The organism is Rothia kristinae, from assembly GCF_016028855.1.
GTDB classification, from domain to species: domain Bacteria; phylum Actinomycetota; class Actinomycetes; order Actinomycetales; family Micrococcaceae; genus Rothia; species Rothia kristinae.
In genome coordinates this window covers 273,520-294,772 of record NZ_CP065738.1, presented here as the reverse complement: position 1 = coordinate 294,772, position 21,253 = coordinate 273,520, and the positions used below count along the sequence as shown (strand labels likewise).

The 21,253-nt window shown below is 72.1% G+C and carries 21 protein-coding genes; all 21 read left to right on the top strand.

Translation table 11 applies throughout. The features are described 5' to 3' along the window. The first annotated feature begins 2 nt into the window (after positions 1-2). The 21 genes from I6G21_RS10775 (at position 3) to map (ending at position 21,224) form a co-directional block, all read left to right on the top strand. Positions 3-1,022, top strand: coding sequence for a plasmid partitioning protein (locus I6G21_RS10775; RefSeq protein WP_129357349.1), 1,020 nt, complete (start codon positions 3-5; stop codon positions 1,020-1,022). Next, complete coding sequence (locus I6G21_RS01320) at positions 1,023-2,042, top strand: FecCD family ABC transporter permease (protein WP_055684575.1); 1,020 nt, start codon at positions 1,023-1,025, stop codon at positions 2,040-2,042. Beyond that, a complete protein-coding gene (locus I6G21_RS01315) occupies positions 2,039-3,109 on the top strand; it encodes a FecCD family ABC transporter permease (RefSeq protein ID WP_058731679.1) in 1,071 nt (356 codons plus the stop codon). The genes I6G21_RS01320 and I6G21_RS01315 overlap by 4 nt, the downstream gene beginning before the upstream one ends. After that, the gene (locus I6G21_RS01310; RefSeq protein WP_129357351.1) at positions 3,106-3,918 is read left to right on the top strand and encodes an ABC transporter ATP-binding protein; all 813 of its coding nucleotides are present in this window, start codon (positions 3,106-3,108) and stop codon (positions 3,916-3,918) included. The genes I6G21_RS01315 and I6G21_RS01310 overlap by 4 nt, the downstream gene beginning before the upstream one ends. Continuing rightward, positions 3,915-5,159, top strand: coding sequence for an enterochelin esterase domain-containing protein (locus I6G21_RS01305; protein ID WP_129357352.1), 1,245 nt, complete (start codon positions 3,915-3,917; stop codon positions 5,157-5,159). Before I6G21_RS01310 ends, I6G21_RS01305 begins: the two co-directional genes overlap by 4 nt. A gap of 65 nt (positions 5,160-5,224) precedes the next feature. After that, positions 5,225-6,952, top strand: a complete 1,728-nt coding sequence (locus I6G21_RS01300) for a (2,3-dihydroxybenzoyl)adenylate synthase (protein ID WP_129357353.1) — start codon at positions 5,225-5,227, stop codon at positions 6,950-6,952. A gap of 36 nt (positions 6,953-6,988) precedes the next feature. Next, positions 6,989-7,219 carry a phosphopantetheine-binding protein gene (locus tag I6G21_RS01295; protein ID WP_055684570.1) on the top strand — a complete coding sequence of 77 codons (231 nt, stop codon included), beginning with the start codon at positions 6,989-6,991 and terminating at the stop codon, positions 7,217-7,219. A 14-nt stretch (positions 7,220-7,233) separates the two neighbouring features. Beyond that, a complete protein-coding gene (locus tag I6G21_RS01290; protein WP_129357354.1) occupies positions 7,234-11,337 on the top strand; it encodes a non-ribosomal peptide synthetase in 4,104 nt (1,367 codons plus the stop codon). 168 nt (positions 11,338-11,505) lie between these two features. Then, entirely contained in the window at positions 11,506-13,812 is a 2,307-nt protein-coding gene (locus I6G21_RS01285; RefSeq protein ID WP_129357355.1) for an S-layer homology domain-containing protein, read from the top strand. Positions 13,813-14,203: 391 nt separating this feature from the next. Then, on the top strand, positions 14,204-14,575 hold the full coding sequence (rplN, locus tag I6G21_RS01280; protein ID WP_055684567.1) for a 50S ribosomal protein L14: 372 nt from the start codon (positions 14,204-14,206) through the stop codon (positions 14,573-14,575). A gap of 3 nt (positions 14,576-14,578) precedes the next feature. Next, on the top strand, positions 14,579-14,914 hold the full coding sequence (gene rplX, locus I6G21_RS01275) for a 50S ribosomal protein L24 (protein WP_058731653.1): 336 nt from the start codon (positions 14,579-14,581) through the stop codon (positions 14,912-14,914). Further along, positions 14,914-15,474, top strand: a complete 561-nt coding sequence (gene rplE, locus I6G21_RS01270) for a 50S ribosomal protein L5 (RefSeq protein ID WP_055684565.1) — start codon at positions 14,914-14,916, stop codon at positions 15,472-15,474. The genes rplX and rplE overlap by 1 nt, the downstream gene beginning before the upstream one ends. A gap of 67 nt (positions 15,475-15,541) precedes the next feature. Then, complete coding sequence (gene rpsH, locus I6G21_RS01265; RefSeq protein WP_055684564.1) at positions 15,542-15,940, top strand: 30S ribosomal protein S8; 399 nt, start codon at positions 15,542-15,544, stop codon at positions 15,938-15,940. A gap of 28 nt (positions 15,941-15,968) precedes the next feature. After that, the gene (rplF, locus tag I6G21_RS01260) at positions 15,969-16,505 is read left to right on the top strand and encodes a 50S ribosomal protein L6 (protein WP_055684563.1); all 537 of its coding nucleotides are present in this window, start codon (positions 15,969-15,971) and stop codon (positions 16,503-16,505) included. A gap of 3 nt (positions 16,506-16,508) precedes the next feature. Further along, the gene (gene rplR, locus I6G21_RS01255) at positions 16,509-16,871 is read left to right on the top strand and encodes a 50S ribosomal protein L18 (protein WP_055684562.1); all 363 of its coding nucleotides are present in this window, start codon (positions 16,509-16,511) and stop codon (positions 16,869-16,871) included. Beyond that, a complete protein-coding gene (rpsE, locus tag I6G21_RS01250) occupies positions 16,868-17,578 on the top strand; it encodes a 30S ribosomal protein S5 (RefSeq protein ID WP_129357356.1) in 711 nt (236 codons plus the stop codon). Before rplR ends, rpsE begins: the two co-directional genes overlap by 4 nt. Further along, a complete protein-coding gene (gene rpmD / locus I6G21_RS01245) occupies positions 17,578-17,787 on the top strand; it encodes a 50S ribosomal protein L30 (RefSeq protein ID WP_055684560.1) in 210 nt (69 codons plus the stop codon). The genes rpsE and rpmD overlap by 1 nt, the downstream gene beginning before the upstream one ends. 2 nt (positions 17,788-17,789) lie before the next feature. Further along, positions 17,790-18,263, top strand: coding sequence for a 50S ribosomal protein L15 (gene rplO, locus I6G21_RS01240; protein ID WP_129357357.1), 474 nt, complete (start codon positions 17,790-17,792; stop codon positions 18,261-18,263). 257 nt (positions 18,264-18,520) lie between these two features. Continuing rightward, positions 18,521-19,831 (top strand): preprotein translocase subunit SecY, encoded by a 1,311-nt coding sequence (gene secY, locus I6G21_RS01235; RefSeq protein WP_129357358.1) that lies wholly within the window; start codon positions 18,521-18,523, stop codon positions 19,829-19,831. Further along, positions 19,828-20,397: an adenylate kinase gene (locus I6G21_RS01230; protein ID WP_058731646.1), complete on the top strand. Its 570-nt coding sequence runs from the start codon at positions 19,828-19,830 to the stop codon at positions 20,395-20,397. Before secY ends, I6G21_RS01230 begins: the two co-directional genes overlap by 4 nt. Beyond that, complete coding sequence (gene map / locus I6G21_RS01225) at positions 20,397-21,224, top strand: type I methionyl aminopeptidase (RefSeq protein ID WP_129357359.1); 828 nt, start codon at positions 20,397-20,399, stop codon at positions 21,222-21,224. Before I6G21_RS01230 ends, map begins: the two co-directional genes overlap by 1 nt. The last annotated feature ends 29 nt before the right edge of the window (positions 21,225-21,253 follow it).

The following is a 21,253-nucleotide window of genomic DNA, read 5'->3' as shown; positions in this document are numbered from 1 at the left end:
GCATGCGCACGCACCCTCGCCCCAGCATCCGCCGATGGCTGGCGACCCTCGTCGCCGTCCTCGCCGCCCTGATCATCGGCTCCTCCGCCGCCATGGCCCTGCCCCCGGGCGGCGCCTCCGGGAACAGCCCCGGCACCTCCAGCACGGTCTCCGGATCCGTGCGGGCCGGGGACTACCTGAGCTTCACCCTCAACGGCTTCCCCGCCGGATCCACCGTGTCCATCAAGTTCGACGACGGCAACACCTGCTCCTCGAATGCGCCCCAGGGGGCCTGCGTGGTGCACCAGCAGGTCGTCCCCTCCAACGGGTTGCTGGAGGGCTCCTTCCAGGTTCCCAAGGACATCAAGCAGGGCAAGCACACCCTGCGCTTCCTCACCGCGGTGCGCGTCGGCGATGACGGGTCCTCCAAGGGGTACTCCAACAAGAGCCCGCAGTTCACCGTGACCGGCGTGAACTCCGCCGCCCAGGGCGGCGGGTCCGTGTCCGGCACCCAGGTGGATCCCAACGCCGGCTCCAACTCCGGCGGGTCCGGCTCCGGGTCCAACGGCGGCTCCGGCTCCAACGGGAACTCCGGATCCAACGGTGGCCAGGGCTCCGGCTCCGGGTCCGGAGGGAACTCGGGCTCCAACGGCGGCTCCGGCTCGGATGCCGGGACCTCCGGGCAGGGCGGGACCACCACCCAGTACGTGGACGAGAACGGCAACCCCCTGACCGAGGAGCAGGCCAAGGCCCTGCAGGAGGAGGGCAAGGGCGGGCAGGTCAAGGAGGTGACCGAGGAGGTCGAGGAGAGCCAGTCGGCTTCGGCCTCGGCCACCCCCACCGCCTCGGCCTCGGCCAGCGCCTCCGCGGACTCCCGCGGCGCCCGCGAGGCCTCGGCCACCACCGAGGACTCCGGCTCCCAGTTCCCGTGGATCGGGGCCGGTGCCCTGGCCGCCGTCGCCATCGTGGCGGCCGTGGTGCTGGTGCGCCGCCGCCGTGCGGCTCAGGCCGAGTCCTCCGACTCCGCGGGGTCCGCCGACTAGATGGGCTCCATCTCCGCGACCCGGCGCCGACGCCGCCGGGTCCTGTGGCTGATCGCCGCGGCCGTTCTCCTGGTCGCCGCGATCGCCGCGTCGATCGCCTTCGGCTCCCACGCCCTGCCTGCGCGCGAGGTCTGGGCGGCGCTGACCGGGCACGGCCAGGGCCAGGCCGAGACCATCGTCACCCAGCAGCGGCTGCCGCGGACCCTCCTCGGGATCATGTGCGGGGCGAGCCTGGCGGTGGCCGGGGCCGTCATGCAGGCCCTGACCCGCAACCCCCTGGCCGAGCCCGGGCTGCTGGGCATCAACGCCGGCGCCTCCGTGACGGTCGTGCTTTGCGTCGTGCTGTTCGGGGCCCTGGGGATCCACGCCTACCTGCTGTGCGCCCTCGTCGGCGCGGGGCTGGCCGCCGTCGCGGTGTACGCCCTGGGCTCCGGGGGCACCGGTCGGTCCTCCGTGGTGCGCCTGGCCCTGGCCGGCGTCGCGATCTCCGCGGCCCTGGCCGCGCTGAACCAGGCGCTGATCCTCGCGGACCAGACCGCCTTCAACGAATTCCGCTTCTGGGTGGCCGGATCCCTGGAGAACCGCGGCTACGACATCGCCGCAGCGGTGGCGCCCCTGATGCTGCTGGGGCTGGCCCTGGCCCTCTGGGCGGCACCGGCGATCAACGCCCTGTCGATGGGCGAGGAGGCGGGGGTGGCCCTGGGTGTGCACCTGCGGCGCACCCAGACCATCGCCCTGGTGTGCGTGGCGGTGCTGGCCGGGGCGGCCACGGCCGCGATCGGGCCGATCACCTTCGTCGGGCTCGCGGTGCCGTTCATCGCCCGCCAGCTCATGGGTGCCGACCTGCGCTGGGTCACCGCCCTGAGCCTGCTGCTCGGACCGGTCTGGCTGCTGCTGGCCGACGTGCTCGCGCGCACCATCCTGGCCCCGGAGGAGACGCAGGTCGGGATCATCGCGACCCTCGTGGGCGCCCCCGTGTTCGTGGCCCTGATGTGCCGCAGGAAGGTCGAGGCCCTGTGAACCGCGTGCGCCGTCGTCCCCCGACCCAGACCCGCCCCGCGCGCACCCTGCGCCTGGGCGGCGGGCCCCGCGGATTCGGGCTCCGGGTGAGCCTGCGCCAGACGCTCGTGCTGACCGCACTGGCCGTGGTGCTGTTCGGGCTGGCCGTGCTCGCCCTGATGCAGGGGGAGTACCGGCTGAGCCCCGGGGAGGTCCTGCACACCCTCACCGGCGGCGGGCCCCGGCTGGCCCGGTACTTCGTGACCGAGGTGCGCGCCCCGCGGGTGCTCGCCGCGATCCTCGTCGGGGCGGCCCTGGGACTGTCCGGGGCGATCTTCCAGGTGGTCTCCGGCAACCCGCTGGGCTCCCCGGACATCATCGGCTTCACCCACGGGGCGGCCACCGGGGCCCTGCTGCAGATCATCGTCTTCGACGCCGGCCCCGGCGGGGTCGCCCTGGGCGCGGTGCTCGGCGGGCTGGGCACCGCCGTGGTCGTGTGGGGGCTGACCCGGCGCACCGGCCTGGGCGGCTACCGGGTGGTGCTGATCGGCATCGGGGTCGGGTCCACCCTGTCCGCCCTGAACTCCCTGCTGGTGGTGCGGGCCTCCCTGACGCAGGCCCAGACCGCGGCCGCCTGGCTCGTGGGCTCGCTGAACGCCATGACGTGGGCCAAGGTCGCCCTGCTCGGGATCGCGCTGCTGATCCTGCTGCCCGCGCTGCTGTGGCTGGCCCGGCCCCTGACCGCGCTGATGTACGGCGACGCCGTCGCCGCCGGCATCGGCGTGCCCGTGGGCCGGGTGCGGGTGCTCTCCCTGTTCGTCGGGGTGCTGCTGGTGGCCCTGGCCACCGCGACCACCGGGCCCGTCGCCTTTGTGGCCCTGGCGGCCCCCCACATCTGCCGGACCCTCACCCGAGTCACCGGGGCCGGCCTGGCCGGGGCCGCGCTCACGGGCGCGGTGCTCGTCCTCGGGGCTGACCTGCTCGCCCAGCACGCCCTGCCCGGGACCCTCGCCGTCGGAGTGGTCACCGGGGCTCTGGGCGGGTGCTACCTCGTCTACCTCATCGCCGCGGAACGGAGAAGACCATGACCGCATCCACCACGGCCCCCGAGGCCCCCGCCCGGCTGCGGGCCGAGGACCTGCACGGCGGCTACGAGCACCGCGAGGTGCTGCACGGGGTGGACCTGGACGTGCTCGACGCCGAGCTGACCGTGATCCTCGGGCCCAACGCCTGCGGCAAGTCCACGCTGCTGAAGACCCTCTCGCGGGTGCTGCCGGCCGCCTCCGGGCAGGTTCTGCTGGACGGGACGCCCCTGCGGGACTGGCGCTCCAAGGAGGTCGCCCGCGCCCTGGCCATGCTCCCGCAGACCCCGGAGGCCCCCAGCGGGGTGACGGTCTCCGACGTCGTCGGGCGCGGCCGGTACCCGCACCAGTCCCTGCTGCGCACCTGGAGCCGGGAGGACGAGCGGATCTGCTCTGCGGCCATGGCCGCCTGCGGGGTGCTGGAGCTGGCCGACCGCCCGATCGAGGCCCTGTCCGGCGGGCAGCGCCAGCGGGTCTGGATCGCGATGACCCTGGCCCAGGACACCGAGCTGCTGCTGCTGGATGAGCCCACCACGTACCTGGACATCACCCACCAGATCGAGGTCCTCAACCTCACCCGGCGCCTGCACCGGGCGGGGAAGACCGTCGTCGTCGTGCTGCACGACCTGAACCTGGCCTTCCGCTACGCGACCCACGTGGTGCTGATGAAGGACGGGCAGGTGGCGGCCCAGGGGGCCCCGCGGGATATCGTGACGGCGCAGATCATCCGCGAGGTCTTCGACCTGGACTGCGTGATCGTGCCGGACCCGTGCACGGGCTCGCCGATGGTCGTGCCCACCGAGGAGGAGGAATGACGCAGCCGATGCCCGCCGCCCGCCGCCCGCCCAAGCCGCCCCGGCCCGAGCCCGTGCCCCGCACGGACTCGCCGCACCTGAGCGCACTCGAGAAGGAGCTGTCCGACCCGCAGGCCGCCGCCGCGGCCCACCGACGGCTGCGCGAGCTGCTGGACGGGCCGCTGCCGCTGCTGGAGGAGGACCTGCAGGATCCCGCCCGGCAGATCGTGACCTTCCTCTACGAGGACGACGAGGCCGAGCAGGTCCTGCTCTTCGCCAACCGTCTGACCGACGAATCCGCGCTGGGGGCGACGCTGATGCACCGGCTCGGGCCCGACGGCCCCTGGCACGCCTCCTTCCGGATGCGCCGGACCTGGCGGGCCTCCTACTGCTTCATCCCCGCCCGCCCCGGCGCACCGGCCCCCTGGATCTCGGCCCAGGACCACGTGCAGCTGCGCGCGGCCCTGGACGCCGGGGTCCCGGACCCGCGCAACGCGCTGACCTGCCCCAACCGGGACGGGCGGGCGCTGAGCGTGGTGGAGCTGGCCGACGCACCCCGGCAGCCCTACGTCTTCGCCCCGGCGGATGAGACCCAGCTGGTCTGGCACGCAGCACCGGAGGAACACCGGGTGGCCCTGCACCGCAGCGCCGGGGCCGGCTCGCAATCCCCGGTGATCCTGATCTTCGACGGCGAGGTCTGGGCCCGGCACGGACTGATCGGCGCCGTCGAGCAGGCGGTGCGCGCCGGGGACCTGGCCCCGGTGCACCTGGTCCTGCTGGATTCCGGCGGCCGGGAGCGGCGCTGGCGGGAGCTGGACGGCACCGAGCCGATCCACCGCTACGTCGCCGAAGCACTGCTGCCGTGGCTGCGCGCCGAGCACGGGCTGGACCCTGCCCCGGCGCGCACCTGCGCGGTCGGTCAGTCCCTCGGCGGCCTGGCCAGCCTGCTGTGCGGGCTGCTGGCCCCGCGGGTCGTGGGCGCGGTGGTCTCCCAGTCGGCCTCCCTGTGGCAGGAGGCCCCCGCCCGCGCCCTGGCCGAGCTGCTGGAGCGCGACGGCGCCCAGGCCCTGGCTGACTCCCGCTTCGTGCTGGAGGTCGGGGATCAGGAGTGGGTGCTCACCGGCCCCCACGACGACTTCGCCCGCGAGCTGCGCCGCAGCCCGGCCCGGGTGGAGTACCTGCGCTACGACGGCGGACACGACTACGCCTGCTGGCGCGGCTCCCTGATCCCCGCCCTCGTGCGGCTGTACCCCGCCGACTGAGCCGGGCCCGCCGATCCCGCCGGGCCCAGCCCCATCGAACCGACCCCGCAAAGGAGACCGTTTCCGTGAGCACATCCTCCCCGACCAGCACCGGCGCCGCCGGGCGCTCGCCGCTGGCGCCGTTTCCCGCGATCCCGGAGGAGGCCGCCCGCCGCTACCGCGAGGCCGGGCACTGGGTGGATGAGACCTTCCAGCAGTTCCTGCTGTGCAGCATCGACGCGCACCGGGAGAGCCTCGCCGTCGTCGGGCGCACCGCCGACGGCCTGCCCGGCGGATCCAGCCTGGACACGGTGCGCTGGACCTACGGGCAGCTGGAGGAGCAGGCCCTGGCCGCCGCCGCTCGCCTGCGGGAGGCCGGGGTGCGCCCGGGGGACCGGGTGATCCTGCAGCTGCCCAACACGGTGGAGTTCCTGGCGCACATGGTCGGGGCCTTCCTGTACGGGGCCCTGCCGGTGTTCGCGCTGCCCAAGCACCGGGCGGGGGAGCTGGAGCAGTTCGCCGCGCGCACCGACGCCGCCGCGCACGTGGTGGCCCAGGGCGCGGAGAACCACGATTACCGGGCCCTGCACGCCGAGTACGCCGCCCGGCTGGAGGAGCAGGGGCTCATCCCCCCGACGCTGATCGACGTCGCGGACCCGCAGGCGCACGCCCCGACCCCGCTGCGCCGGGAGGAGCTGCCCGAGCCGGTGCGCAACCGCGGGGCGCAGCGGCTGTCCGAGAACGCGGCCTTCCTGCAGCTGTCCGGCGGGACCACCGGGGTCTCCAAGCTCATCCCGCGCACCCACGCCGCCTATCTGTACTCCGTGCGGGAATCCGCCCGGATCTGCGGGCTGGATGCCTCCAGCCGGATGCTCGTGGCCATGCCCGCCGCGCACAACTTCACGATGAGCTCCCCGGGCATCCTCGGCGTCCTGTGGGCCGGGGGCGCGGTGATCCTGGCCGCCGACCCCAGCCCGCAGACGGCCTTCGCGCTGATCGAGCGGGAGCGGGCGGACATCGCGCCGCTGGTCCCGCCGCTGGCCCAGGCCTGGATCGCCTCCGCCAAGCGTCGGGCCCCGGATCTGTCCAGCCTGCGCCTCGTGCAGGTGGGCGGGGCGCGGTTCGCCCCGGCCGCGGCCGCGCAGGTGCGGCCCGTGCTGGGGGCCCGGCTGCAACAGGTCTTCGGGATGGCCGAGGGCCTGGTCAACTACACCCGGGAGGACGACGACGAGCAGCTGGTGCTCACCACCCAGGGGACCCCCATCAGCCCGGACGACGAGGTGCTCATCCTGGACGACGATGGTCGGCCCGTGCCCGAGGGGCAGCCCGGGCACCTGCTGACCCGTGGGCCCTACACCATCCGCGGGTACTACGGGGAGGAGCACGCCAACCGCACCTCCTTCACCGAGGACGGCTTCTACCGCACCGGGGACATCGTGCGCCGGCACCCCTCCGGGCACCTGGAGGTCACCGGCCGGGCCAAGGACCAGATCAACCGGGCCGGGGAGAAGATCGCGGTGGATGAGCTGGAGGACCTGGCCCTGGACCGCCTGGCCGTGGCCGACGCCGTCGCGGTGGGCATCCCGGACGAGGCCGTGGGCGAGCGGGTGGGTCTGATCCTGGTGCCCCGCCCCGGGCAGGAGCTGGGGGAGGACCCGCGGGCCGCGGTGCGCGCGAGCTTCCGCGAGGCGGGCCTGGCCGAGTTCAAGATCCCGGAGCGGGTGGTGGTCATGGACCGCCTGCCGCTGACCAACGTCGGGAAGATCTCCCGCAAGCAGCTGCGCGCCCACCTGGCCGAGCGCCTGGCCGACTGACGCACCCACCATCCCCATCTGAGGAGGAGCACCACCATGATCGACGACGCCACCCTGCGCACCATCCTGAGCACCCACCTGCCCGAGGCCGACGCCGCCGAGCGGGCCCTGGCCGACCCGGAGGCCAGCCTGTTCGAGCTGGGCTTGGACTCCATCGCGACCTTCGCCCTGCTGGATGACCTGGCCGCGGCCGGGGTGCAGGCGGAGTTCACGGAGCTGATCGCCCGGCCCACCGTGTCCTTCCTGCGCGAGGCCTCCCAGCGCTAGGACCGGATCCGCCGATGACAGCCCCCGAGCACCCCTGGCACCCGATCACCGAGGCCGCCCGCGGCATCTACATGGCCGCGCGCCTGGACCCGGAGAACCCCTGCTACACCACCGCCGAGTGCGTGCAGCTGCCCGCCGCGCCCGACGTCGCCGCCCTGGAGCGGGCCCTGCGCCTGGTGTACGCGGAGAACCCCGGGTTCCGCGTGCGCTGCGCCGAGCGGGACGGGCGGGTGCTGTGGCGGGAGATCCCGCTGGAGCGGTTCCTGGACGGCGTCGAGGTGCTGCGCCCGGTGACCCTCCCGGCCCCCGAGGCCGCGGGGGATCAGACGGACGGGGAGCGGGAGGAGGCGATCCGCGAGACGGTGCTGGCCTGGTGCTCCGAGCAGCTGCGGCACCCCCTGGAGGCGCTGTCCGGGCAGACCGTGCGCAGCGCCCTGATCGAGTGCGGAGGCCGGTTCTTCCTGCTGCACTGCTTCCACCACCTCGTCGCCGACGGCTTCGCGGCCTTCGACGCCCTGCGCCGGCTGGGCCGGGTCTACGGGCAGATCCTGAACGGGCAGGACCCGGTCCCGTCGCAGCGCCCGGGCCTGGCCGAGCTGGCCGCCCAGGACGCCGACGACGTACCGGTGCGCGCCGAGCACGCCGAGGCCTTCCAGCCGCTGCTGCAGGAGCTGGAGCAGGGGGAGGATCACTCCCTGGCCGGACGCGCCGCGGACGCCCCGGCGGTGGCCCACCGGGCCCGCCGGGAGCTGGACCCGGCACTGCAGGAGGCGCTGCTGGGGGCGGGGAAGGCCGCCGGGACCGGGTGGCCCGCGGCCGTCGTCGCGGCGGCCGGATCCTACCTGACCCGGGTGCTCGGCCTGTCCAGCGCCCGCTACGGGGTCCCGCAGATGAACCGCGTGCTGCCCGGCGGGCCCCGGGTGGCCGCGCGCACCGGGTGCACGGCGGTGAACCTGCTGCCGGTGGCCGTGTCCGCCGGCGGGAGCCCGGCAGCGCAGCTGGGGGAGGTGACCGCTCAGCTGGCCCGCAACCAGGCCCATGGGCTGGTGCGCCAGGAGGAGCTGGAGCGGCAGGCCCGGCGCCGCGGGGCCCGGCTGTTCGGTGCGCAGCTGAACGTCGTCCCCTTCGACGCCGTCCTGCCCTTCGGGCAGGGCACGGCGCGCGTGCACAACGTCAGCGCGGGGCCGGTCCCGGACCTGACGGTGACCGTGCGGGGGATGCCCGGGCGCGGGCACCCGATCAGCCTGGAGCTGGACGCCAACCCCGCCCTGTACGGCCGTGAGCAGGCCGAGGCCCACGCCGAGCGCCTGGTGCACTGGCTGGGCGCGTGGGGGCGGGCGGCCGTTGACGGGACTGACGTCGACGAGCTGGAGCAGGCCACCCCGGCGGAGCTAGCCCGGCTGGACGAGCTGGCGGAGACCCGGGTGCCGCGGCGCTCCGGAACCCTGTGGGAGGGCTTCGCGGCCGCCGCGGCCGAGCACCCTGAGGAAACCGCCGTGATCGAGGGCCCGGCCTACCCGGGCCCCGGGGAGGGGTTCCGCGGTCGGCGCCTGACCTACGCCGAGCTGGCCGAGGCCGCGCGCACCCGCGCCGCGGCCCTGGCGAGCCTGGGCGTGGCCCCCGGGGACCCGGTGGCCCTGCGCACCCACCGCGGCCTGGACCAGTACGTCAGCGTGTACGCCCTGCTCGCGGCGGGTGCGGTCTATCTGCCGGTGGACCCGCAGCTGCCGGCCGAGCGGGTCGCCGGGATGCTCGCCGACGCAGGCTGCCCCTGGCTGCTGGAGGGCCCGGGCCTGGACCCGTTGGAGCTGGGTTCCTCGGCCACCGAGCACCCGGTGACCGAGCACCCGGTGACCGCGCTGACCGCTGCGGACCTGGCCCGGGCCGAGGAGCGGGTGTGCGCTGAGCAGGCCGCATCCGCAGGCCTCGAGGACCCGCTGCCCGGCACCCGGCGCGCCCCGGAGGACCTCGCCTATATCCTGTTCACCTCCGGGTCCACCGGGCGTCCCAAGGGCGTGCCCATCACCCACGCAGGGATCGACAACCGGCTGGCCTGGCAGCAGCACCTGGCTCCCGTGGGTCCGGGGGACCGGGTGGCGCACAAGACGGCCGTCTCCTTCGACGTGCACGTGTGGGAGCTGTACTGGCCGCTGCGACACGGGGCCGGCGTCGTCGTGGCGGCCCCCGAGGGGCATAAGGACCCGGAGCACCTGGCCCGGCTGATCACCGAGGCCCGGGTGGACTGCCTGCACTTCGTGCCCACGATGCTCTCGGCGTTCCTGGCTTCCCCGGGGGCGGCCCGGACGCTCGCGGCCGGGGCGCACCGGCCGCGCACCGTGGTGTGCAGCGGGGAGGCCCTGACCCGGGAGCAGGTGGCCGGGTGCCGCCGGATGCTCGGCACCGGGCCGCTGAACCTCTACGGCCCCACGGAGGCCGCCGTGGACGTCACCGCCTGGGCCACCGAGGAGCACCCGGAGGAGCCCGTGGTGCCCATCGGCCGGCCCGCCTGGAACACCGGGGTGCACGTCCTGGACGCGAGCGGGCACCGCTGCCCGGTCGGGGTCGTGGGGCACCTGTGCCTGTCGGGGGTGCAGGTCACTCCCGGATACCTGCACCGCCCCGAGGCCGACGCCGCCGCGTTCCGGCACCTGCCGGCCGGACGGCTCGGGGACGAGGGCCCGGAGCGGGTGCGGGTCTACCGCACGGGGGATCTGGCCCGGTGGCGCCCGGACGGGGCCCTGGAGTACCGGGGACGCACGGACCACCAGGTCAAGATCGGCGGGCAGCGCCTGGAGCTGGGCGAGGTGGAGACCGTGCTGGCCGCGGTGCCCGGGGTGAGCGCCGCCGTCGCCCTGGTGCGCCGGATCGGGGCGCAGGAGGTGCTCGTCGGCTTCCTGGAGGCCGCAGCGGAGGAGGACCGGATCGTGCAGCGGGCCCGGGACCACGCCGAACGGCACCTGCCCGGGTACATGGTGCCCACGGTCTGGCAGGTGCTGCAGCGCCTGCCGATCACCGCCAACGGCAAGGCGGACCGCCGGGCGCTGGCCGAACGGGAGATCACCGAGGCCCCGGGGCAGGACGGCGCCCCAGGACGGGAGGGCGGCCCGGCCACCTGGCGGGAGGCGGTCCTGGGAGAGCTGTTCGGGCAGGTGCTCGAGCGCGAGCCGCTGGGGCCCGGCGCGGACTTCTTCGCGGCCGGGGGCGCGTCCCTGACCGCGCTGGAGCTGGTGGCCCGGATCGACGAGCGGCTGGGCCTGCCCTGCTCCCTGGCGCAGATCTTCGCCCACCCGACCCCGGCCGCACTGTCCGCGGCCCTGGGGGAGGAATCGACCGCCGGTCTCGGGGCGGATCTGGCGCCGACGCTGCTGCTGCGCCGCGGCTCGGACCCTGCCGCAGCACCCCTGGTGCTGCTGCCCCCGGCCGGGGGTCTCGGCTGGTGCTACGCGGGGCTGCTGCCCGCCCTGGGCCCGGCCCGCACCGTGTGGACGCTGCAGGCCCCGCAGTTCACCGACCCGCAGGCTCCGGAGCCTGCGGACCTGGAGGAGCTGGCCCCCCAGCAGCTGCCGCTGCTGCGCGAGATCGCCCCCGACGGCGCGGATCTGGCCGGATGGTCCGTCGGCGGAATGGCCGCGGTGCACCTGGCGGGCCTGGCCGAACGGGAGGGTGGCCCGCGAATCGGTGCGGTGGGGCTGCTGGACGCCTACCCGCCGTCGTACTGGCGGTCCCTGCCCGCACCGGGCCCGGGGGAGCTGTGGCGGGCCCTGATGCGCATGGGCGGGGTGGAACCGCAGGCCCCGCCGCGAAACCTGGAGGAGACCCTGGCGGCTCTGCGCGAGCACGGCTCGCCCCTGGCGGCCCTGGACGACGCCGCCCTGCGCACCAGCATCGCGGCGGTGCGCCGGGCCATGGCCCACACCCGCGGGGCGGACCCGGCCCCGGTGCGCGCCCGGCTGCTGCACGTCGGGGCCGAGCGGACCCTGGGCGAAGGGGCCCCGGCGCAGGCCTGGGCCCGCACCGGGGCGCTGGAGCGTCAGACCGTGCCCGGGGATCACGCCGCGGTCATCCGGGGCGCGGGCGCCCGGGCCCTGGCCTCGATGCTGGGCGACGGGCGGGGCTGAGCCCGGCGCGTCGATCCCGATCGGCCACGGCATTGGCGCACGGCGCACTGAGGCGTAAGCTCTATCTCAGCCCACATTTAGGAAAGGCTAAGCTGTGTGTCCTGTGATGCGCGGCTGTCCACCTCGCACCGTCCCCGCCCACGGCGGGGACCCGACGAATGAGGAAAGATGACGATCTCCTACCAGCGCCCCCGGCGCCGTCTGAAGAACCTGGCCGTGGGAGCCACCGCCGCCTCCCTGCTGGCCTCCGCCCTGATGGTCCCGGCCCAGGCCGCCCCGGCCAAGAGCGCCGCCTCGAGCGCCCGCAGCGTCGAAGTCTCGGCCCAGCAGACCCAGGGCCTGCCCGGTCAGTACCAGATGGCCTACTCCCAGAAGAACGACAAGCTGTGGGTCACCGGCTCCTCCGGGCGTCCCCCGATCGAGACCGCCACCATCGCCCGGGTGAACCCCTCGACGATGAAGATCGAGGCCAACGCCGCGATGCCCACGCTGCGCACCGGCACCGGCCAGAACGCCGGCTACCAGTACAACGGCGCCTACGGGATCGCCGCGGACGATGCGAACAACACCGTCTGGGTCACCAACACCCGCTCCAGTGCGGTATCCGTGTTCGACCAGACCACCCTGAAGCAGATCTGGACCTCCTACGACCCGGCGGCCTCCGAGCAGGTCGTGGACCACCCGCGCGAGGTCAAGATCGACGACGCCACTGGCCGCGCCTTCGTCACCGACGGGAAGGGCGTCGTCGCCTTCGACCTGACCACCCACGAGGCCCAGCGCATCGACGTCGGCGAGGGCGCCGGCACCGGGATGAACTCCTTCCTGGACGAGGAGGCCGGGCGCCTGTACACCCCGGACATCTCCCGCGGCGTCGTCAGCGTGATCGACACCAAGACCCTCAAGGTCGTGCAGACCATCACCGTGCACGCGGACGACTCCTCCGCGGGCCTGTCCCCGTCGGACGTGACGGTGGACAAGTCCCTGAACGAGATCTACGTCTCCAGCCAGGGCAAGGGCGGCAAGAACTCCGGGGTCACGGTCTACGACCTGACCACCGGTGAGTACAAGAAGTCCATCCCCTTCGGGACCCAGGCCCTGGCCATCGACAACGATGAGGCCCGTGACCTGGTCTACGTCACCGACTTCGGCAAGGGCGAGGTCGGGGTGATCGACGCCCGCACCGGCAAGGTCGTCAGCTCCGTGGACACCGGCTCCCGGGCGACCAACGACGTCCTGGTCACCCCCGAGGGGGCCTTCGCGGTGGACAAGGCCGGCGCCTACGCCAACCAGTCCGTGCCGTTCACCCTGGACTTCACCAGCGGCACCACCCGCACCTCCAACACCGAGCAGAAGGGCTACGGCGCCCAGCTGAGCCCCATCAACGCGGACACCCTCTACAAGATCGACACCAAGGTCACCGAGACCTCCCCGGAGTCGGAGGCTCCCGCGGAGGAGCAGACTGTGAAGGCCTCCGACGGCACGGCGACGGTGACCTCGGTGAAGACGGTCCGTGAGGGCGCTGAGGTGACGGTGACCGGCACCGGGTGGAAGGCCCAGGACGGTTCGGGCTCGAATGTGAGTGTGAAGCTGGATAAGGGCAAGACCACCATCGGTGGTGATGCCGTGGTGGCCACGGTGGACGCGAGCGCCCAGGGCGAGTTCTCCGCGACCTTCCCGTTCCCGGGATCCGGTAACTCGAATGCCGCCTGGACGGTGGGCTCGACCCACACGATCCACGTGCTCTCCGGGTCCGGCAAGGAGGGGGATGTGGCCCGCAACGCGGTGCTCACCGTCGGCGTCGCCGCTGCCCCCGCCTCCGCCGACGAGGCCTCCGAGGTCTCGCAGGTCTCCCCGCAGGCCACCGCCTTCCAGGGTTACCCGGCGGCCACGAAGACCACGGACAAGGTCCTCACGGACCGGGACTTCAAGGACGTCACCGACTCCACGATCTTCGCCAAGGAGATCCGCTCGATCGCCAACAAGGGCATCACCGAGGGCTGGGACGACAACACCTACCGCCCCTGGGCCAACATCGAGCGCGGGCAGATGGCCGCCTACATCTACCGGATGGCCGGTTCCCCGTCCTACACGGCGCCGGCCAGCCCGCAGTTCATCGACGTCAGCAAGGACGACCCCTTCTACAAGGAGATCTCCTGGCTGCACGCCACCGGCATCGCCCAGGGCTGGAGCGACGGCACGTTCCGTCCGAACGCCAAGGTCGAGCGCGGGGCTATGGCCGCGTTCTTCTACCGTGCCGCGGGCTCCCCGCAGTACCGGGCCGGGAACCCCGCCTTCTCGGATGTGCAGCGCGGGGAGACCTTCTACAAGGAGATCGCCTGGCTGCAGGACAGCGGCATCACCAAGGGCTACGATGACGGCACCTTCCGTCCCTGGACCGCGATCAAGCGGGACCAGATGGCGGCCTTCGTGGACCGCTTCTCCGGACGGTACAAGGTGACCGTCTCCGCGCAGTGATCTGACCCGCCCCGTCGGCGCCCCCGCCCGTCGTCCCCGCGACGCGGCGGGGGCGCCGTCGCGTGCGCTGTGGTATGGTTGTGTATTCGTGCGGCCTTCGTGACCGCACACCACCACGGATCCTTCGTGCCAGTGCATAATGCCGCTGAGACGGGCGCATTCGCCCGAGACCTCGGGCGGGTCCAGATGCTCCTGGCATGGGGGATCCCAGGCGCGACCGCCAACCCCGCAGCTGTCCGCTTCCCAGCGGACGGGCCGCGGAGACCGGCGCGTCACCTCATCCCGACCAAAGTGTTCCGCAAGGCCCACGGCGCGTCGGCCGGCCCTGCCGCCCTCACGAAGGGCGCATCCGGCGGCGGCGTGAGAACCGGCGAGACGACAGGAGTATTCAGTGATTCAGCAGGAGTCACGGCTCAAGGTCGCCGACAACACGGGTGCGAAGGAAATCCTGACCATCCGCGTTCTCGGCGGCTCCGGCCGTCGCTACGCAGGCATCGGCGACATCATCGTCGCCACCGTCAAGGACGCGATCCCTGGCGGCAACGTGAAGAAGGGCGACGTCGTCAAGGCCGTCGTCGTCCGCACCCGCAAGGAGACCCGTCGCCCGGACGGCTCCTACATCAAGTTCGACGAGAACTCGGCGGTGATCCTCAAGAACACCGACGGCGACCCCCGCGGCACCCGCATCTTCGGGCCCGTTGGGCGCGAGCTGCGCGACAAGAAGTTCATGAAGATCATCTCGCTGGCCCCGGAGGTGCTGTAACTCATGGCGAAGATCAAGAGCGGCGACCTCGTTCAGGTCATCTCCGGCGCGGACAAGGGCAAGCAGGGCAAGGTCCTGCACGTGTTCCCCTCCACCCAGCGCGTGCTGGTGGAGAACGTCCGGGTCATCACCAAGCACACCAAGGCCAACCCGACCACCGGTGAGGGCGGCGGCATCGTCAAGACCGAGGCCCCGATCCACATCTCCAACGTCGCGATCGTCGACCCGGAGACCGGCAAGCCCACCCGCGTCGGGTTCCGCGAAGAGACCGTCGAGCGCGACGGACGCCAGCGCACCGTGCGCGTGCGCGTGTCCAAGAGCTCGGGGAAGGATCTGTGATGACTGAGACCAAGACCACCCCCCGCTTCAAGGCCAAGTTCAACGACGAGGTCGTGCCCGCGCTGCAGGAGCAGTTCGGCTACGCCAACCCGATGCAGTCCCCGCGGCTGGTCAAGGTCGTCGTGAACATGGGCGTGGGCGAGGCCGCCCGCGACTCCAAGCTCATCGACTCGGCCGTGCGCGACCTGACCCTCATCACCGGTCAGAAGCCGCAGGTGTCCAAGGCCAAGAAGTCCATCGCCCAGTTCAAGCTGCGCGAGGGCCAGCCCATCGGCTGCCACGTGACCCTGCGCGGTGACCGCATGTGGGAGTTCCTGGACCGCCTCGTGACCCTGGCGCTGCCGCGCATCCGCGACTTCCGCGGACTGTCCGACCGCCAGTTCGACGGCAACGGCAACTACACCTTCGGGCTGACCGAGCAGTCGATGTTCCACGAGATCGACCAGGACTCGATCGACCGCGTGCGCGGCATGGACATCACCGTGGTGACCACCGCCCGCACCGACGACGAGGGCCGCGCCGTGCTCAAGGCGCTCGGCTTCCCGTTCAAGACCAACTAACGACTACGTTTCAGGTCCCCTGCCCGCGGGCGGGAGGAAACCGTCACGAGGAAGGGCCAGAGCCCACATGACCATGACAGATCCTGTCGCAGACATGCTCACGCGCCTGCGCAACGCCAACACGGCGCACCACGACTCCGTGTCGATGCCGTTCTCCAAGCTCAAGGGCCGGATCGCCGAGATCCTCAAGTCCGAGGGCTACATCAAGGACTGGCACGAAGAGGAGGCCCAGGTCGGCAAGACGCTGACCCTGGACCTGAAGTTCGGCCAGAACCGCGAGTCCTCCATCGCCGGGGTGCGCCGCATCTCCAAGCCGGGCCTGCGCGTGTACGCCAAGTCCACCAACCTGCCCCAGGTGCTGGGCGGGCTCGGCATCGCCATCCTGTCCACCTCCTCCGGTCTGCTCACTGACAAGCAGGCCGCTGCCAAGGGCGTCGGCGGGGAAGTCCTCGCCTACGTCTGGTAGTCGGTACATAGAGAAAGGAAGAGATCTTATGTCACGTATCGGACGTCTCCCCATCTCGGTGCCGGCTGGTGTCGAGGTAACCATCGACGGTTCGCGCGTCGCGGTCAAGGGATCCAAGGGGGAGCTCTCCCGCACGATCTCCGCGCCGATCACCGTCTCCCAGGACGACGGCGTCATCACCGTCTCCCGTCCGGACGACGAGCGGGTCTCCCGCTCGCTGCACGGGCTGTCCCGCACCCTGATCTCCAACATGATCCAGGGTGTCTCCGAGGGCTACTCCAAGAAGCTCGAGATCGTCGGCACGGGCTACCGTGTGATGGCCAAGGGCACCGACCTGGAGTTCGCGCTGGGCTACTCCCACCCCATCACGGTGAAGGCCCCCGAGGGCATCACCTTCGCGGTGGAGGGCAACAACAAGCTCACCGTCTCGGGCATCGACAAGCAGCAGGTCGGCCAGGTGGCCGCCAACATCCGCGGCCTGCGGGCCCCGGACCCCTACAAGGGCAAGGGCATCCGCTACGCCGGCGAGCAGATCCGCCGCAAGGTCGGAAAGGCTGGTAAGTAATCCATGGCTAACAAGACGAAGTTCGCTGCTCGCACGCGTCGTCACCAGCGCGTGCGCAAGCACGTGTCCGGGACCCCGGCCCGCCCGCGGCTGTCGGTGTTCCGCTCGACCCAGCACATGTTCGTGCAGGTCATCGACGACACCAAGGGGCACACCATCGCCTCCGCCTCCACCCTGGAGGCCGAGCTGCGCAACGCAACCGAGATGGACAAGACCGCCAAGGCCCGCCGCGTCGGCGAGCTGGTCGCCGAGCGCGCCAAGGCCGCCGGCATCGAGTCCGTCGTCTTCGATCGGGGCGGCAACAAGTACCACGGCCGCGTGGCCGCGGTGGCCGACGGCGCCCGGGAAGGTGGGCTGGCACTGTGAGCGAGCAGACCACGAACAAGAAGGAAACCCAGGTGGCAGACAACACCGCTGCACCCGAGAGCACCGAGGCCCAGAACAACGGCGCCCAGCAGCGCGACGACCGCCGCGGCGGTCGCGGTGAGCGCGGCGGCCGGGGTCGCAACGACCGCGGCGGACGCAACGACCGCGGCCGCGGCGGGCGCGATGAGGACAAGGACAAGTTCCTCGAGCGCGTCGTGAGCATCAACCGCGTGTCCAAGGTCGTCAAGGGCGGTCGGCGCTTCAGCTTCACCGCGCTGGTCGTCGTCGGCGACGGCAACGGCATGGTCGGCGTCGGCTACGGCAAGGCCAAGGAGGTGCCCTCCGCGATCTCCAAGGGCGTGGAGGAGGCCAAGAAGAACTTCTTCCGCGTCCCCCGCGTCGAGGACCGCACCATCCCGCACCGCGTGCAGGGTGAGGCCGCGGCCGGCGTGGTCATGCTGCGTCCGGCCACCGCCGGTACCGGTGTGATCGCCGGCGGTCCGGTGCGCGCCGTGCTCGAGTGCGCCGGGATCCACGACGTCCTGTCGAAGTCCCTGGGCTCCTCGAACCAGATCAACATCGTCCACGCGACCGTCGAGGCGCTGAAGCAGCTGGAGGAGCCCGTCGCGGTGGCAGCCCGTCGCGGCCTGCCCAACGACGAGGTCATCCCCAGCTACCTGCGTCGCAGCGAAAAGGCAGGTGCGTAATGACCGGCAAGCGGATTCAGCCCAGCGACGCGAAGCTGGAGATCACGCAGATCAAGTCCTACGTTGGCCAGAAGCAGAACATGCGCGACACCCTGCGCTCCCTGGGCCTGAAGCGCCCGGGCAACACCGTGACCCGCACCGCGGATCCGGTGACCTGCGGCATGGTCAACACCGTCGCTCACCTCGTGAAGGTTGAGGAGGTCAAGTAACCATGGCAGAGACCAACGAAGAGCGCCAGGGCGCCATCAAGCTGCACGACCTGCGGCCGGCCCCCGGTGCGCACAAGGTCAAGACCCGCGTGGGTCGCGGCGAGGCGTCCAAGGGCAAGACCGCCGGGCGCGGCACCAAGGGCACCAAGGCCCGCAACCAGGTCAAGGCCGGCTTCGAGGGCGGGCAGCTGCCGCTGCACATGCGCCTGCCGAAGCTGCGCGGGTTCAAGAACCCGTTCCGGGTGGAGTACCAGGTCGTGAACCTGGACCGCATCTCGGAGCTGTACCCGGAGGGCGGTGAGGTGACCGTGGAGTCCCTCGTCGCCAAGGGCGCGGTGCGCAAGAACCAGCCCGTGAAGGTCCTGGGCCAGGGTGAGCTGACCGTGAAGGTCGACGTCACCGTGGACAAGTTCTCCGCCTCCGCGGCGCAGAAGATCCAGGCCGTCGGCGGCACCGCCACCGCGACCGCCCAGTAGTCGAGGGGGTCCCGGCGCCCTCGGCGTCGGACCCTCCTCGATCAGGCCAGGCCCCTCTCCCGGAGAGCGATCTTTCCGGGGGAGGGGCCTGCGCCGTTCCCCCGTACCCGTCCCGGCCCCGCCCGGCGACCCCGGGTAGAGTGTCCTAGACTGGCCCGGGGAGATCCCGCCGTCTGTCGACGGCGCCCGCCCGCCCCGACGGTGCGCGGGCCCGCGGCGTCATCCCCGCCACCCCATCTTCTGCCACAGGAGGCCATGTGCTCAGCGCTTTCGGACGGGCGTTCAAGACCCCGGACCTGCGACGCAAGCTGCTGTTCACCCTCGCGATGATCGTCATCTACCGCGTGGGCACGTTCATCCCCGCCCCGGGGGTCAGCTACGGCAACGTCCAGCAGTGCCTGGCCCTGGGCGGCACCACCGGCGGCATCTACGACATGGTCAACCTGTTCAGCGGCGGCGCGTTGCTGCAGCTGTCCATCTTCGCCCTGGGTGTGATGCCCTACATCACCGCCTCGATCATCGTGCAGCTGCTGCGCGTGGTCATCCCGCGCTTCCAGGAGCTGCACCAGGAGGGCGGACAGGGCCAGCAGAAGCTCACCCAGTACACCCGCTACCTGACCCTGGCGCTGGCGGCCCTGAACGCCACGACCATCATCTCCCTGGCCCGCTCCGGCTCCCTGCTGGGCAGCTGCCCGCTGCCGATCATCCCCGATGACTCGATCCTCATGGTCATCATCCTGATCATCACCCTGACCGCGGGCACCGGCATCATCATGTGGATGGGCGAGCAGATCACGGAGAAGGGCGTCGGCAACGGCATGTCCCTGCTGATCTTCACCTCGATCGCCGCCTCCTTCCCGACCGCCCTGGGCAACATCTTCAAGGAGCAGGGCGGCTGGGTGTTCTCCCTGATCCTGCTGGTGGGCCTCCTGGTGATCGTCGCCGTCGTGTTCGTCGAGCAGTCCCAGCGGCGCATCCCCGTGCAGTACGCCAAGCGCATGATCGGGCGGCGCACGATCGGGGGGACCTCCACCTACATCCCGCTGAAGGTCAACATGGCCGGCGTGATCCCGGTGATCTTCGCCTCCTCCCTGCTCATGGTGCCCGGGCTGATCGCGAACTTCGCGACGCCGAAGGACGGCACGGCCCCGCCGGAGTGGGTCAACTGGATCAACTCCTACCTGGTGCGCGGGGACCATCCGCTGTACATGGCCGTGTACTTTCTGCTGATCATCGCCTTCGCGTACTTCTACGCCTCGATCACCTTCAACCCGCAGGAGGTCTCGGACAACATGAAGCGCTACGGCGGCTTCATCCCGGGCATCCGCGCGGGTCGACCCACCGAGCGCTACCTGGCCTACGTGCTCAACCGCATCACCCTGCCGGGCTCGCTGTACCTGGGGATCATCGCGATGATCCCGCTGGTCGCGCTCGTGCTGGTCAACGCCAACCAGAACTTCCCGTTCGGCGGCACCTCGCTGCTGATCGTGGTCGGCGTCGGTCTGGACACCATCAAGCAGATCGACGCCCAGCTGCAACAACGACACTACGAAGGACTGCTGCGATGAACCGCCTGCTGATCATCGGTCCCCCCGGGGCCGGCAAGGGGACCCAGGCCGCCCGGATCGCCGAGGAGCTCGGCATCCCCGCGATCTCCACCGGGGACATCTTCCGCAAGAACATCTCGGAGCAGACCGAGCTGGGCCGGGAGGCGAAGTCCTACATCGACGCCGGCAACCTCGTCCCGGACGAGGTCACCAACCGCATGGTGCGCGACCGCCTGGGCCAGGACGACGCCCGGGGCGGCTTCCTGCTGGACGGCTACCCGCGCAACACCGCGCAGGTGCAGGAGCTGGACGCGATCCTGGAGGAGCTCGGCCAGTCCCTGGACCGGGTCCTGCTGCTGACCGCCGAGGATGACGAGCTGGTCCAGCGTCTGCTGGGCCGGGCCGCCGAGCAGGGCCGCAGCGACGACACCGAGGAGGTCATCCGCCACCGCCTGGAGGTCTACCGCGCCGAGACCGCCCCGATCATCGGGCTCTACGAGCAGCGGGGCCTGGTGGCCCGCGTGGACGGCCTGGGCACGGTCCAGGAGGTCGCCGAGCGCCTGCTGGCCGCGCTGGGCCGGTCCTGATGTTCGGACGCCGGAGGATCGAGTACAAGACCGACGCGCAGCTGCGCACCATGGCCCGCGCCGGGGTCGTGACCTCGCGGGCGCTAGACGCGGCCGTGGCCGCCGCGGCCCCGGGGGTGTCCACCGCGGACCTGGACGCCGTCTTCCGCGAGGTGCTCGCCGAGCACGGGGCGACGTCGAACTTCCTGGGCTACTACGACTACCCGGCGACCATCTGCGCCTCCCCGAACGAGATCGTGGTCCACGGCATCCCGGGCCCGCGGGCCCTGGGGGAGGCCGACATCATCTCGATCGACGGCGGGGCCATCGTGGAGGGCTGGCATGGGGACTCCGCGCGCACCGTGCTGATGTCCCGAGCCGGTTCCGAGGATCGGGAGCTGTCCGAGATCACCCGAGAAGCCATGTGGCACGGCATCGCCGCGGCGGCCTCGGCCCAGCGGGTCGGGGAGATCGGGGCGGCGATCGAGGACTTCGTGCGCGCCGAGTCCGGCGGGACCTACGGCATCATCGAGGACTACGTGGGCCACGGCATCGGCTCGGCCATGCACATGGCCCCGGACGTGCCCAACTACCGCACCCGTGAGGCGGGTCCCAGGATCAAGCCGGGCATGGCCCTGGCCATCGAGCCCATGCTCGTGACAGGATCGACGCAGACCGAGGTCCTCGAGGACGACTGGACGGTCGTGACCCTGGACGGCTCGCACTCCAGCCAGTGGGAGCACTCGGTGGCCTTCCACCGGGACGGGATCTGGGTCCTGACCGCCGAGGACGGCGGCGCCGAGGAGCTCGCGCGCCGAGGCGTGCGGGTGGCGCCGATCCCGCAGTAGCCGCGGGCCCGCACCGGAACCACGCACAC

Coding starts and splice junctions, on each gene's coding strand:
- rplR (WP_055684562.1), top strand. CDS start 16,509: ATGGCTAACAAGACGAAGTTCGCTGCTCGCACGCGTCGTCACCAGCGC.
- I6G21_RS10775 (WP_129357349.1), top strand. CDS start 3: ATGCGCACGCACCCTCGCCCCAGCATCCGCCGATGGCTGGCGACCCTC.
- I6G21_RS01290 (WP_129357354.1), top strand. CDS start 7,234: ATGACAGCCCCCGAGCACCCCTGGCACCCGATCACCGAGGCCGCCCGC.
- rpsH (WP_055684564.1), top strand. CDS start 15,542: ATGACCATGACAGATCCTGTCGCAGACATGCTCACGCGCCTGCGCAAC.
- map (WP_129357359.1), top strand. CDS start 20,397: ATGTTCGGACGCCGGAGGATCGAGTACAAGACCGACGCGCAGCTGCGC.
- I6G21_RS01285 (WP_129357355.1), top strand. CDS start 11,506: ATGACGATCTCCTACCAGCGCCCCCGGCGCCGTCTGAAGAACCTGGCC.
- rplO (WP_129357357.1), top strand. CDS start 17,790: ATGGCAGAGACCAACGAAGAGCGCCAGGGCGCCATCAAGCTGCACGAC.
- rpmD (WP_055684560.1), top strand. CDS start 17,578: ATGACCGGCAAGCGGATTCAGCCCAGCGACGCGAAGCTGGAGATCACG.
- I6G21_RS01305 (WP_129357352.1), top strand. CDS start 3,915: ATGACGCAGCCGATGCCCGCCGCCCGCCGCCCGCCCAAGCCGCCCCGG.
- I6G21_RS01295 (WP_055684570.1), top strand. CDS start 6,989: ATGATCGACGACGCCACCCTGCGCACCATCCTGAGCACCCACCTGCCC.
- rplX (WP_058731653.1), top strand. CDS start 14,579: ATGGCGAAGATCAAGAGCGGCGACCTCGTTCAGGTCATCTCCGGCGCG.
- I6G21_RS01320 (WP_055684575.1), top strand. CDS start 1,023: ATGGGCTCCATCTCCGCGACCCGGCGCCGACGCCGCCGGGTCCTGTGG.
- rplF (WP_055684563.1), top strand. CDS start 15,969: ATGTCACGTATCGGACGTCTCCCCATCTCGGTGCCGGCTGGTGTCGAG.
- rplE (WP_055684565.1), top strand. CDS start 14,914: ATGACTGAGACCAAGACCACCCCCCGCTTCAAGGCCAAGTTCAACGAC.
- I6G21_RS01310 (WP_129357351.1), top strand. CDS start 3,106: ATGACCGCATCCACCACGGCCCCCGAGGCCCCCGCCCGGCTGCGGGCC.
- I6G21_RS01230 (WP_058731646.1), top strand. CDS start 19,828: ATGAACCGCCTGCTGATCATCGGTCCCCCCGGGGCCGGCAAGGGGACC.